Source organism: Paraburkholderia caffeinilytica, assembly GCF_003368325.1.
Taxonomy (GTDB): domain Bacteria; phylum Pseudomonadota; class Gammaproteobacteria; order Burkholderiales; family Burkholderiaceae; genus Paraburkholderia; species Paraburkholderia caffeinilytica.
Genome location: NZ_CP031466.1, coordinates 1,833,817 through 1,845,857 on the forward strand (window position 1 = coordinate 1,833,817; position 12,041 = coordinate 1,845,857).

12 protein-coding genes are annotated in these 12,041 nt (G+C 65.0%); 8 read left to right on the forward strand and 4 right to left on the reverse strand.

Annotated features, from left to right (window positions below; genetic code table 11):
• Window positions 1-32: 32 nt before the first annotated feature.
• Window positions 33-920: a DMT family transporter gene (locus tag DSC91_RS08140; RefSeq protein ID WP_115777652.1), complete on the forward strand. Its 888-nt coding sequence runs from the start codon at window positions 33-35 to the stop codon at window positions 918-920.
• Between the two features lie 124 nt (window positions 921-1,044).
• Entirely contained in the window at window positions 1,045-1,950 is a 906-nt protein-coding gene (gene sapR / locus DSC91_RS08145) for a sap1 transcriptional regulator SapR (RefSeq protein WP_115777653.1), read from the forward strand.
• A gap of 30 nt (window positions 1,951-1,980) precedes the next feature.
• On the opposite strand, the gene DSC91_RS08150 is transcribed toward sapR, so the two are convergent.
• The 4 genes from DSC91_RS08150 to DSC91_RS08165 are packed head-to-tail and all read right to left on the reverse strand — an operon-like array spanning window position 1,981 to window position 6,666.
• Window positions 1,981-2,721 carry an ABC transporter ATP-binding protein gene (locus tag DSC91_RS08150; protein ID WP_115777654.1) on the reverse strand — a complete coding sequence of 247 codons (741 nt, stop codon included), beginning with the start codon at window positions 2,719-2,721 and terminating at the stop codon, window positions 1,981-1,983.
• A gap of 18 nt (window positions 2,722-2,739) precedes the next feature.
• Window positions 2,740-3,582, reverse strand: a complete 843-nt coding sequence (locus DSC91_RS08155) for an ABC transporter ATP-binding protein (protein ID WP_115777655.1) — start codon at window positions 3,580-3,582, stop codon at window positions 2,740-2,742.
• Window positions 3,583-3,598: 16 nt separating this feature from the next.
• The gene (locus DSC91_RS08160; RefSeq protein ID WP_115777656.1) at window positions 3,599-5,422 is read right to left on the reverse strand and encodes an ABC transporter permease; all 1,824 of its coding nucleotides are present in this window, start codon (window positions 5,420-5,422) and stop codon (window positions 3,599-3,601) included.
• A 47-nt stretch (window positions 5,423-5,469) separates the two neighbouring features.
• Window positions 5,470-6,666 (reverse strand): ABC transporter substrate-binding protein, encoded by a 1,197-nt coding sequence (locus DSC91_RS08165; RefSeq protein WP_115777657.1) that lies wholly within the window; start codon window positions 6,664-6,666, stop codon window positions 5,470-5,472.
• Window positions 6,667-7,016: 350 nt separating this feature from the next.
• Here DSC91_RS08165 and DSC91_RS08170 point away from each other — a divergent pair, with 350 nt between their 5' ends.
• The 6 genes from DSC91_RS08170 (at window position 7,017) to DSC91_RS08195 (ending at window position 12,034) form a co-directional block, all read left to right on the forward strand.
• Window positions 7,017-8,003: a LysR family transcriptional regulator gene (locus DSC91_RS08170; RefSeq protein WP_115777658.1), complete on the forward strand. Its 987-nt coding sequence runs from the start codon at window positions 7,017-7,019 to the stop codon at window positions 8,001-8,003.
• Window positions 8,000-9,502 carry an NAD(P)-binding domain-containing protein gene (locus DSC91_RS08175; RefSeq protein ID WP_115777659.1) on the forward strand — a complete coding sequence of 501 codons (1,503 nt, stop codon included), beginning with the start codon at window positions 8,000-8,002 and terminating at the stop codon, window positions 9,500-9,502. The genes DSC91_RS08170 and DSC91_RS08175 overlap by 4 nt, the downstream gene beginning before the upstream one ends.
• A 15-nt stretch (window positions 9,503-9,517) precedes the next feature.
• Window positions 9,518-10,069, forward strand: coding sequence for a CMD domain protein (locus tag DSC91_RS08180; RefSeq protein ID WP_115777660.1), 552 nt, complete (start codon window positions 9,518-9,520; stop codon window positions 10,067-10,069).
• Window positions 10,066-10,680 carry a peroxidase-related enzyme gene (locus DSC91_RS08185; RefSeq protein ID WP_115777661.1) on the forward strand — a complete coding sequence of 205 codons (615 nt, stop codon included), beginning with the start codon at window positions 10,066-10,068 and terminating at the stop codon, window positions 10,678-10,680. The genes DSC91_RS08180 and DSC91_RS08185 overlap by 4 nt, the downstream gene beginning before the upstream one ends.
• A 205-nt stretch (window positions 10,681-10,885) precedes the next feature.
• Window positions 10,886-11,218 (forward strand): hypothetical protein, encoded by a 333-nt coding sequence (locus DSC91_RS08190; protein WP_115777662.1) that lies wholly within the window; start codon window positions 10,886-10,888, stop codon window positions 11,216-11,218.
• Window positions 11,219-11,443: 225 nt separating this feature from the next.
• Window positions 11,444-12,034, forward strand: a complete 591-nt coding sequence (locus tag DSC91_RS08195; RefSeq protein ID WP_115777663.1) for a GNAT family N-acetyltransferase — start codon at window positions 11,444-11,446, stop codon at window positions 12,032-12,034.
• The last annotated feature ends 7 nt before the right edge of the window (window positions 12,035-12,041 follow it).

Below are 12,041 nucleotides of genomic sequence, written 5' to 3' on the forward strand. Positions count from 1 at the left end.
CGTACCATTTTCCATGTGCATGGACTCTTTCGATGGACAAGACAACGAACGGCTGGGTGAGCGGCATGGTGGGCGTGTTGATTTTCAGCGGCTCGCTGCCCGCCACCCGCATCGCCGTGCAAGGCCTCGATCCGGTGTTTCTGACGGTCGCCCGCGCGACCATCGCGGGCACGCTGGGCCTGTTGCTGCTGCTGGTGTTTCGCGAGGCTCGGCCCGCCAGACGCGACCTCGTCCCGCTGGTGGTGGTCGCACTCGGCGTGGTGGTCGGCTTCCCGCTTCTGACCGCCCTCGCGCTGCGCCACGTGAGCTCCGCGCACGCCGTGGTGTTCGTCGGGCTCCTCCCGCTTTCCACTGCGGTCTTCGGCGTGCTGCGCGGCGGCGAGCGGCCGCAGCCGGCGTTCTGGCTGTTCTCGGCGCTCGGCAGCGGCGCGGTGGTCGCGTTCGCCTTGCGCCACGGCCTCGACGCGTCGCCGCTCGGCGATGCGCTGATGCTGGCGGCGATCGTCGTCTGCGGTCTGGGTTATGCCGAAGGTGCAAGGCTGTCGCGCCATCTCGGCGGCTGGCAGGTGATTTCGTGGGCGCTGGTGCTGTCGCTGCCGGTGATGCTGCCGCTCGCCTGGTGGGCCCGGCCGGCCTCGTTTGATGGCGTGAGCCACGCGGCGCTGTGGGGACTCGCGTACGTGTCGCTCTTCAGCATGCTGATCGGCTTCGTGTTCTGGTATCGCGGACTGGCGCTCGGCGGCATCGCCGGGGTCGGGCAACTGCAGTTGCTGCAGCCGTTCTTCGGTCTGCTGCTCGCCGGGTTGTTGCTGCATGAACAGGTGCCGCCCGCGATGATCCTGGTGACCGTCGTGGTGGTGGCGTGTGTGGCGGGCGCGCGGCGCTTCTCGCGAAGCGCGCCGGTGCGGCCGGCAGTCTGAGCGGCATCTCGCCGGTGCGGGCAATCCCTGATTTTCAGGATCGCGCGGGATCGGTTGTCGGATGAATGCGGGTTGAATATGTCATCATCTCGATAATCGATCCACCACTCGCGCCGCGACTACGATGCCGACCGCTTTTGCACAAACCGTCGAAGCCCGCTTTGCCGAACTCACCCCCACTTCCAAGCGAGTCGCCAGCTACATGCTGGCGAATCTCGACCGGCTCGGCCTCGAAAACGCCGACCAGATCGCCCAGCAAGCCGGCACCAGCGGCATCTCGGTGGGCCGGTTCTTGCGCAGCATCGGCTACCAGAACCTCGACGACCTGAAGCGCGAACTGCGCGGCGCGCAGGAGCGCCCATGGCTGATCACCGACCGGCTCGACGCATTTCGCCGCGCCTCCGGCCAGCACGACGAAGCCACACCGGCCGCAAGCGGGCCTGATGCTGCTACCCCTGCTCCCAACCCGGCCCTCGCCCATTCGCTCGAACTTGAAACCGGCGCGATCCAGCATGTCTACCAGCTTGCGCAATCGCCGGTGTTTGCGCGCGTGGCCGAGCGCATTTCAACCGCCGACGCCGTGTATATCCTCGGCATTCAGTCCACGCGCGGCATCAGCAACGCGTTCTACAGTTACCTCGAATACATCCGCCCGCGCGTGTTCTATTCCGACGGCATGTCGGGCTCCTATGTCGATTCGCTGAACTCCGGGTTCGCGTCGCCGTATCTGATCGTCACCGATACGCGGGCCTATTCGATGATCGCGCGCCGCTATTGCGAGGCGGCCACCCGCCGGGGGCTGCGTTTCGCGCTCGTCACGGATATTTACTGTCCGTGGGCGCGCGACTTCGACGGCGATCTTCTGCAGGTGAAGACCGACGTCGGTCAATTCTGGGACTCGCTGGCGCCGCTCACGTGCCTGTTCAATCTGCTGATTTCGGCGATTGTCGAACGGCTCGGGCCGAACATCGACGAACGCGTTGCACGAAACCGCGAACTGCAAAGCGAATTCGACCAGTTCGACCTTTAAGACCGCATTCGATGTCGTGCGTCGAGCGGGTCAGGACGCCGTCGTCGCCGCTGCTTCGCCACCGAGATACGCGTCACGTATGCGCTCATCGCCGAGCAGCGACTCCGCCGTGCCTTCGAGCACGACGCGGCCGGTCTGCAACACATAGCCGTAATGCGCGATCTCCAGCGCGAGGCTGGCGTTCTGCTCGACCATGAAGAACGTCACGCCTTGCCGGTTGATCGTGTCGATCAGTTCCAGCACTTTATCGACGTAGAGCGGCGACAAACCCATGGTGGGTTCGTCCATGCAGATCAGTTTCGGGCGGCTCATCAGCGCGCGCGCCATGGCCAGCATCTGCTGCTCGCCGCCGGAGAGCGTGCCGGCCTTTTGCGCCAGGCGCTCTTTCACGCGCGGGAAAAGGCCCAGCACGCGCTCGTAGTCTTCCTCGATGGCGGCGCGGTCGCGCCGCGTATAGGCGCCCATGAGCAGATTCTCACGCACCGTCATGTCGCCGAACAGCCGCCGCGCCTCGGGCACCGAGCCGACACCGCGCCGCACGATCTGCGGCGTGCTGAGTCCCGTGATCGCCTCGCCTTCGAACGTTATGCTGCCGGAGCGCGGCTTGTGCAGACCGAGGATCAGCTTCGTGGTGGTCGATTTGCCGCTCGCGTTGCCGCCGAGCAGACTCACGATCTGGCCGCGCCGAACTTGAAAATTGACGTCGAAATGCACCTGCACGGGGCCATAAAACGTCTCGATGCGTTCGAGTTTCAGTAGAGCGTCGCTCATCGTCGATGTTCCAGAAGTTCAGGCCGCGACGCGCACGGCCGCCGCGCCGCCGACATTGCGATGGCCCAGATACGCTTCGATCACGCGCGGATCGTTGCGCACGTCGCGCGGCAACCCTTCGGCGATTTTCCCGCCGTTGTCGAGCACGATCACGCGATCCGACAAGCGCATCACCATGTCGAGCTTGTGCTCGATCAGCAGGATGGTCAGCCCGCGCGTTTTCAGTTGCTGAATCAGCACCAGCATTTCGGCGGTTTCGGACTCGTTCATGCCCGCGGTCGGCTCGTCGAGCAGCAGGATGCGAGGGTGCAAGGCGAGTGCGCGGGCAATCTCGACGCGCCGCCGGTTCGCATACGACAGGCTATGCGCCGGATGATCGATGCGTGGCGTCAGACGCTCGCCAAACCCGGCGACGATCTCGCGCACTTCGTCGCGCAACGCCGCGTCTTCACGTCGGATCGAAGCGGGTCCGACCAGTGCGCGCGCGACTTCGGCGATGGCGCCGACAATCGGCCAGCCCGTGCGGGTAGCGCGCAAACGCACATGCGCGCCGATCAGCACGTTGTCGAACACGCTCAGATTGCCGAACACGCGGCCATGCTGGAACGTCCGCGCAAGTCCGAGCGCAGCCAGCTTTTCCGGCCGCACGCCGGTGATGTCGCGGCCGTCGAATTGCACACTGCCGGCGTCCGGCGTATCGAGCCCGGTGATCAGATTGAACAGCGTCGACTTGCCCGCACCGTTCGGCCCGATCACGCTGACGAGTTCGCCCTCCGAAATCGAAAGATCGACGCCGTTCACCGCGGTCAGTCCGCCGAAGCGCCGCGTCATGCCGCGCACGTCGAGAAGAGTCTGTGTCATGTGCGCTCCCGCTCCGTCATACCGTTCCCAGCAAACCCTGCGGCCTGAACCGCACCAGCAGCAGCAATACCAGCCCGTAGATCAGCATCCGATAGTCGGCGGCCCAGCGGAAAATCTCCGGCAAGCCGATCAGCGCAACCGCGCCGACGATGCCGCCCAGCACGTTGCCGAGGCCGCCGAGAATCACCATCGTCAAGGCGAGGATGGACACTTGCGAGTCGAAGGTCTGATTGTTGATGTAGCTATACAGATGCGCCGCGATCCCGCCGCTGATGCCGGCGGCCAGCCCGCCGAACGCAAATGCGATCGCCTTGTACCGATTCGGACGGATGCCGTGCGAGCGCGCGGCAACCTCGTCTTCGCGAATCGCACGCAGCGTGCGGCCCAGATGCGAACTCAACAGCCGCGTTTGCAAGAGCGCCAGCACGATCAGCACGCCTAGCGCGAACCAGTAGATCGCACGCGCGCTGCCCGGCGTCCAGCCGAACACCGACAGCGGCGCAATGCCCGCGATACCGAGCGGGCCGCGCGTCAGACTGTCCCAGTTGAGGATCACGAGGCTCACCACTTCGCCGATGCCAAGCGTCGCAATCGACACATAGTGGCCGCGCAAACGGAACGCCGGATAGACCAGCAGCGTGCCGAGCGCGGCGGTGATCAGACCGGCGCACAGGATCGTCACGGCGGGCGACCAGCCGAGGTTCATCGACAGCAATGCGGACGCGTACGCCCCGATCACCAGCAACGCGGCATGGCCGAGCGAAATCTGTCCGACCGTGCCCGCCACCAGCGTCAGGCTCAACGCCAACATTCCGTACAGCCAGGCATTGGTGAGCGTTTGCAGGAGATAGGACGAACTGGCGACGAACGGCAGCGCGAGCGCAGCCAGCGTCAGCGCGATCACCACTGCGCGCGGCACTTTCACCGCCTGGCCGGCGGACAGGAACGTGCCGGTCATCGGCTCGGACGGCAAACGACGGCTGCCGCTGAAAAGTCCATTGGGGCGCCACACCAGAAACAGCAGCAGCAACACGAAGGCGAACAGATCGCGATAACTGGTGCCGAAGATCGCCACACCGTAACTCTCCACGAGTCCCAGCAGCAGGCTGCCGACAATCGCACCCGGCACGTTGCCGAGGCCACCGATCAGCAACGCCACCACGCCCTTCAGCGTCGCCTGGAAGCCCATCGCCGGATCGATGCTGTTGTAGTACATGCCGACCAGCAGGCCACTCACGCCGCCGAGCGCGCACGCGATCGCAAACACCGCCTGATTGACGCCGTTGACGTTGACGCCCATCTGCTGCGCCGCCTCCCGGTCCTGCGCGGTAGCGCGCACGGCCCAGCCCAGGCGCGTGAAACGCAGGAACACATAGAGCACGGCCGCCGCCGTCACGCCGATGCCGGCGATCAGCAGATCCAGCGAACCGATCGTCGCGCCGCCGAGTCGAAAGTGCCACTCGGGCAGCGTGCTCGGCACGGGCCGCGGATCGGCGCCGAACAGCAACTGCGCGCACTGATCGAGCACGAAGCTGATACCGATCGTCGCGAGCAACGGAGCGATGCGCGCCGCGCCCTGCAGCGGCCGCAAACCGATGCGCTCGATCGCGATACCCAGCAGCCCGCAGCCGGCCACCACCGCCAGCAAGGCCAGCGGCAATGGCAAACCGAGCCGCGTCAGACACAGCCAGCCGATGAAGCTGCCGATCATGTACACCGAGCCGTGCGCAAAGTTGATCAGGTGCGACACGCCGAAAATCAGCGCGAGGCCGACCGCCAGCAAGGCATAGATGTTGCCGACGATCAGTCCGTTGATCGTGTAGTCGAGCCATGAAGCCATAGCATTCAGATCCGGTGAAGAGCAGGCACGTGAGCGTTGCTGTGGCGTTATCTGGAAGCGACCAGCGGCTTCGCACCGTCCCATTGCGTGAACTGATTGTCCTTGACGACCAGGTACACACTGCGTGCACCGGCCACGCGGCGCGTCGCCTGATCGAACTGCACCTTGCCGAAGATCAGGCTCGGCACGTCCTTGATCTGCTTCAGACCGTCATGCACCGCCTGACGCGTCACGCCGTAGCGGCGAATGACTTCCGCCGAAACGATCATCGCGTCGTAGGCACGCGCGGCGAAGGTATCGGGCTCGCCGTTGTATTTCGCGCGATAGCGCTGCACGAAGTCCTGCACTTCAGGCCGCTTGTCGCCGGGGAAGAAATTCGATTCGGTGAACACGCCGTTCGCCGCCTCGCCGGCCAGTTCGAGAAACTTCGGCGAATAGACCGAGCCCACCGCCGCGATCGGTTGCGTCAACCCTGACGAACGCGCCTGGCGCACGATCTGCGCACCGTCCGCGTAGTACGAGATCAGCACGAGCGAGTCGGGCTTCGCTTCGTTCACGCGCACTAGCGTCGCGCGGAAATCTTTTTCAGTCGGCTGATAGCCTTCCGCCGCGACGACCTGTGCGCCATCCTGCGCGGCGGCCTTCGAGAAAATGTCCTTGCTGGTGCGGCCCCAGTCGGTATTCAGATAGAGCACGGCAATGCGCTTGAAGCCGAGTTCTTTCGTCGCGTAATGCGCGAGCAACGGCTGCTCTTCGGCTTGACTCAGCGCCGTGCTCCACATGTAGTCGCCCCCCTTCGTGAAGTCAGGGTGCGAATTGGTGAAGCCGAATTGCACGAGTTGTCCACGCTGATAAATCGGCGACGCGGCCATCGAGGTCGTGCTCGACAGATCGCCCAGCTCCAGCAGAATGTGCGGATCGCCGACGAACTTCTGCGCGATCGACACTGCCTGACGCGGGTCGCCGCGGCTATCCTCGAAGTCGTAGGCAAGCGGGCGGCCCTTGATGCCGCCCTGGCTGTTGATCTGCTCCAGCGCGAGATCGAAGCCGCGCTTCCACTGCGTGCCGTATTGCGCGTCCTGTCCGGTCAGCGGCCCACTCACGCCGACCAGATACGGCTCGCCCGCGGCTGCGCCGGCATGGGCCGGCGAGGTTGCGGTGATGCCCACCACGGCGGCGAGCACCGGCAGCGTTTTCAGCCAGCGTGACCAGTTGTTCCGCGATGATTTGGATACGTGCTTCATGTGTGCCCCGACTGTGATCTTCAAAGTGGGGCCATGTAACCACGGTGAATTCGGGCGAACCAACGAAGTTTTGGGAATATGGTTATCGCGTTGGCGAGGATGCCTCCACTCGCTCACAGCAACGCAGCGAGCCCGTGTTCGCGCTCATGCCCGGATACGCCAAGGCATCTCGTTGACGCAATTGATTTTTCTCGCTTGCGACGCGCGCCGCGCAGAACCGGAACCAGAACGCCACGCGCTCGTCCGTCAAGCCGCTTCGCATTTTTTCGGCTGTCGATATCCGAATTGATTATATAAATCCCGCATTCAGAGGCCCCTACAATGCGCAGACCGAATTGCCTGGGCGAGTCATGGAGCTGCATCAACTCGAAGCGTTTTCGGCGGTCATGTCCGCCGGCAGCATCACCGGTGCGGGACGTTTGCTCGAACGCTCGCAGCCGGCCGTCACGCGTCAGATTCAGGAACTCGAGGCGGACCTGGGCTATGCGCTGTTCAATCGCCATGGCCCGCGTGTCACGCCGACGCATCGCGCGTTTCTGCTTTACGAAGAAGTCGAGCGTTCGCTGATCGGGCTGAAAACCATCGAGCAACGGGCGCGCGCCATCGGTCTCGGCGAAGCGGAACCGCTGCGCGTGGCAGCCACGCCCGCGCTGGCGGCGTCGATCGTGCCACCTGCCATCGCCTCGCTGCCGCCGCTCGGCCACGCGCCGCAATTCCAGTTGCGCAGTTTGTCGGCGGAACACGTCGTGCATGAGGTATTGACCCGTACCGCGGATATCGGGCTGGTCACGCTGCCGATCGGGCATGCGGGGCTCGACATCCACTGGATCGCCGAAGCGCCCTGCGTGGCGCTTGTGCAAAGCGGCGACCCGCTTGCCACGCAGCCGCACATCGGGCTGCGCGATCTGGCGGACCGGCGCATCGTCACCGTGGCGAACCGGTTTCGGCTGCGGCATCGGATCGACGCGGCGTTCGCGGCCGAGCGCCTGTCCGCCGACGTGTTTCTCGAAACCAATGCCTCTTTGAACGCGGTGATGGCCGCACGCGCGGGCGCCGGTGTCGCGATCGTGGATCCCGCCACCGGACTCGGCCTGTCGATCGAAGGCGTGACGGCGCGACCGCTCGATTGCGCGATTCCGTTCTTCTTCGGCCTCGTGACGCCGGCGGGCAAACCGCGCCGCCCTGCCGTCGACGCGTTGCTGCAAGCCATCGAACACGCGACCCGTGAACTGCTGGAAGGCGTGGTGCTGCATCCCGCCCAGCAACACGATGCGCTGCTACAGCGCGAAACGCGCGTCTCCCGTGCGCGCAACAAACACCCGGAATACACAGCATGAATCGCCTTGACGCACTCGAAGCCCGCTTGCGTGAAGATCTGCGCTGGCTGGAATTGCCCGCGCCCTCATGGGTCCCACCGCGTTTCGCCGGCGCCGAGCGCATACTCGATGTCGCCGTGATTGGCGGCGGCATGGCGGGGCTCGCCGCGGCAGCGGAACTGCGCTGGCTCGGCATCGACAATCTGCAGGTGTTCGACCGCGCGCCATCGGGACACGAAGGCCCGTGGGTGTCGTTCGCACGAATGGAAACGCTGCGCTCGCCCAAGCAGCTCACCGGGCCCGCGCTGCGCATGCCGGCGCTCACATTTCGCGCGTGGTACGAAGCGCAATTCGGCACCGTCGCGTGGGATGCGCTCTACAAGATTCCGCGCACACAGTGGATGGACTATCTGCGCTGGTATCGCCGCGTGCTCGATCTCCCGGTGCACAACGACACCACGTTGACCGCACTGCGTCCGCGCGACGACGGCCTGCTTGCTCTCGATCTCGTTGAAGCCGATGCACGGCGCACGGTGCTCGCGCGGCATGTCGTGCTCGCCACCGGGCGCGACGGTTTGGGCGGCCCGTCCGTGCCGGCAATCGCCAACACGGTTGCACGCCGCTATTGGGCGCACTCCGCGGATGCAATCGATTTCGCCGCATTGGCCGGCAAGCGCGTCGGTGTCGTCGGCGCGGGCGCGTCCGCCTTCGACAATGCGGCGACCGCGCTCGAAGCCGGTGCGGCCGGCGTCGATCTGTTTATCCGCCGTGACGACATTCCACGCGTGAACAAGCTGACGGGCATCGGCAGTCCGGGCCTCGTGCACGGTTTCGCCGATCTCGACGATCCGGTCAAATGGCGTTTCCTGCACTACGCGCAGGCCGAGCAAACGCCGCCGCCACGAGACAGCGTGCTGCGGGTGTCACGCCATGCCGGCGCACGCTTTCACGTCGGCAGCCCGCTTGTTACGCTCGACGAGCTCGACGGCGCGCTCGCCGTGACGACACCGAAAGGCCGCTACGTGGTGGACTTTCTGATCTTCGCGACCGGCTTTCACTCGGATATCGCCACGCGCGCCGAATTCGCGCCGTTCGCCCGCTTTGTGCGGCGCTGGAAAGACCGCTATCGCGCGGACCCGTCGCTGCCGTCGCACGAACTGGCCGAGTCGCCGGATCTCGGCGCCGCGTTCGCATTTCAGGAGCGCGAGCCCGGCACCTGTGCCGCACTGACGCGGATTCATTGCTTCAATCATGCGGCAAGCCTCAGCCACGGCAAGCTCTCCGGCGACATCCCCGCGATCAGCGACGGCGCGCAGCGCCTTGCGCGCGGCATCGCGAGCCGCCTGTTCGACGCGGATCGCGAGCGGCACTATCAGGCGCTGCTCGCCTTCGATACAGCAGAGCTGCGCGGGGACGAATGGACCGATGCGGATGCGTCGCCCGACACTTCTCGCGCTCGCCTGCAAGCAAAGAACACTGCTGAAAATGCCGCTGAAAACACCGCTGAAAACACCGATTAACCAGCCGGAGCAGACATGACCGATCTCGCGTCACCGACTCAACCTTCCGCGCCTTCGAGCGCCGACACCATCGATACGATCGACGCCCTCGCCGGGCTGCCGGCCGGCAGCCCGCTCGCCGCGATCCGCCATGCCCGCGACAAGGTCGCGCTGCACACGCAACGCAGCGAAGACGCGTTGTTCGATCCGGCATTGCCCGACCTGTCGCTGCAGGAACGCCTGTTTGCCGCATGGTATGCCGCGCGCCTCTCGCTGGCTGACGATCTCGCCGACGCCTACACCGCGAAGCTCATCGCCGCCGGCGCCCAGCCGATCACGCTCGATGCGATCGAAGCGGGCACGCTCGACTCCGTCACCGACGCACGCCTGATCGCGATCCTCTCGCACGTCAAGTTGCTGACTATCAAGCCCATCGAAGCCCGTCCCGAGCATCTGCAAACGCTGCGGCAAGCCGGTATCACGACACGCGGCATCGTGGCCTTGTCGCAGCTGATTGCATTCGTCACCTATCAATTGCGCGTGGTAGCGGGCCTGAAAGCTTTGCGCGCCGCACAGGAGGCAGCATGAGTCACGTGAACGCCGGCGCATCGCCGGTTGACCGGCTCAACGGCTTCACCTTCGATACGCTCGGCTGGCGCGCATGGCTCGATACGGTCAGCCTCGCCGGCGCCACACTCGAGCAGATCGCCGTCCTCGACGAGAGCCATCCGCATGCCAAGACCTCTGACTACTATCTGTTGCTGGTCCAGCAAGCGGAAATTCTGCGGCAGCGCTCAGGGGTCTTCAACGCGATCATGTATGCGCCAGGCGGCCTGCCGCGCGCCGAGCGCGAACTCGCCAGCACCGTGGTGTCGCGCGTAAACGGCTGCGTGTATTGCGCTTCGGTGCATGCGCAACGATTCGGCCAGCTCGCGAAGCGAACCGATGCGATCGAACAGGTTTTCGAGGACCCGTCGACGGCAGGCACCACGGAGCGCGAGCGCGCGATCATCCGGTACGCGATCGAACTGACTGACCACCCCGAAAATGTCGACGCCGCCGCTATCGAGCGGCTCGAAGCAAACGGGCTGACGCACGCGGAAATTCTCGACCTGACGCACGCTATCGCGATCTTCGCGTGGGCCAACCGGCTGATGCTCACGCTTGGCGAGCCGGTGTTTGCGCAAGCCGGCGCGTGATGCGCGGCGGTGCGTTGGCGCGTTGATGCGTCCGGGATGCAGGTGCCTGATGCTCAAGCTCGCCAAGTCAATGTTTCGGGCAGAACCCGCCCGGAAGGCAAATTCACGAATCAATTCTTTCAATCCGGGGCGCCTGGGCGTTCCGAATGGGCCGCAAGCCGCTTTGCGGTATCCTCACCGGCTCGTTCAGAAGGAGAATGGATTCATGAAGTTTTCAATTTGCCTGGCCGCTGCGGCCCTGACGCTGTCCGCTACCGCGTACGCGCAAACCTCGCAAACCTTTCACTTCGGCGAAGGCCAAACCACGCTGCCGTCCAGCAATGCCCATCCGGCACCCGCACCAGCCGCCCAGGCCCAGCAGCCGCAACCGATGCAAGCCCAACAACAACAACAACAACAACAACAACAACAACAACAGCAACCGCAACCGCGATCCGCGGAACGACCTCCGGCCAAGGCCAAGCCGAAGCACAAGGCAAAGCATCACCGGCATCATCGCGGGCGTGTGACGCAGCCGGATACGTACTCGCATAGCTGATCGACGTGACGTATGCCACGCGCATGCGTCTTCACGACGACAAGCCGTAGCGCGACACAGCCGCATGGCCCGGCGCTACGCGGCCGCTCCAGCGCACGCCGATCCACGATGGCTGCGCTGACACCGCCTATATATCGCGGCGATTTTTGACGCGCTTCAAATTCGCACGCGCGGCGGGCATAGTAAAACGTATCCCCAGACTCACCGGACACGACAGGAACACGCATGAGCACCACCCGCCCCGCGCCCTCCACGCCCCGTTCAACCGGCTCGACCAGCACCGAACCCGTGATCCGCGACGCCACCGAAGCCGATCTGCCCGCGATCCAGGCGATCTACGCGCATCACGTTCTGACCGGCGTCGCTTCGTTCGAAGAAATCCCACCCTCCGTCGACGACCTGCGCACGCGCCTCGCGTCGGTGCGCAGTCATGGGCTGCCGTACATGGTGGTCGAGATCGACGGCGAAGTCGCCGGCTATTGTTACGCGACGCCGTACCGGCCGCGCGCCGCCTATCGCAACACCATCGAAGATTCCATCTACGTCGGCGACGCGTATCGCGGGCGAGGCCTCGGGCGCGTGCTGCTGCAGGCGCTGATCGACCGTTGCGAAACCGGACCGTGGCGCCAGATGGTCGCCGTCATCGCCGACGGCGGCAGCGGCGGTTCGCTGTCCCTGCATACGCAGTTGGGCTTCGAATTGACCGGTACGCTGAAGGCGGTCGGCTTCAAACACGGCCGGTGGCTCGACACCACGCTGATGCAGCGGACGTTGGGCGCGGGCGATTCGACCGTGCCGGACGGCGTGGCGCGGTAAAATCCCT

Coding starts and splice junctions, on each gene's coding strand:
- DSC91_RS08140 (WP_115777652.1), top strand. CDS start 33: ATGGACAAGACAACGAACGGCTGGGTGAGCGGCATGGTGGGCGTGTTG.
- sapR (WP_115777653.1), top strand. CDS start 1,045: ATGCCGACCGCTTTTGCACAAACCGTCGAAGCCCGCTTTGCCGAACTC.
- DSC91_RS08150 (WP_115777654.1), bottom strand. CDS start 2,721: ATGAGCGACGCTCTACTGAAACTCGAACGCATCGAGACGTTTTATGGC.
- DSC91_RS08155 (WP_115777655.1), bottom strand. CDS start 3,582: ATGACACAGACTCTTCTCGACGTGCGCGGCATGACGCGGCGCTTCGGC.
- DSC91_RS08160 (WP_115777656.1), bottom strand. CDS start 5,422: ATGGCTTCATGGCTCGACTACACGATCAACGGACTGATCGTCGGCAAC.
- DSC91_RS08165 (WP_115777657.1), bottom strand. CDS start 6,666: ATGAAGCACGTATCCAAATCATCGCGGAACAACTGGTCACGCTGGCTG.
- DSC91_RS08170 (WP_115777658.1), top strand. CDS start 7,017: ATGGAGCTGCATCAACTCGAAGCGTTTTCGGCGGTCATGTCCGCCGGC.
- DSC91_RS08175 (WP_115777659.1), top strand. CDS start 8,000: ATGAATCGCCTTGACGCACTCGAAGCCCGCTTGCGTGAAGATCTGCGC.
- DSC91_RS08180 (WP_115777660.1), top strand. CDS start 9,518: ATGACCGATCTCGCGTCACCGACTCAACCTTCCGCGCCTTCGAGCGCC.
- DSC91_RS08185 (WP_115777661.1), top strand. CDS start 10,066: ATGAGTCACGTGAACGCCGGCGCATCGCCGGTTGACCGGCTCAACGGC.
- DSC91_RS08190 (WP_115777662.1), top strand. CDS start 10,886: ATGAAGTTTTCAATTTGCCTGGCCGCTGCGGCCCTGACGCTGTCCGCT.
- DSC91_RS08195 (WP_115777663.1), top strand. CDS start 11,444: ATGAGCACCACCCGCCCCGCGCCCTCCACGCCCCGTTCAACCGGCTCG.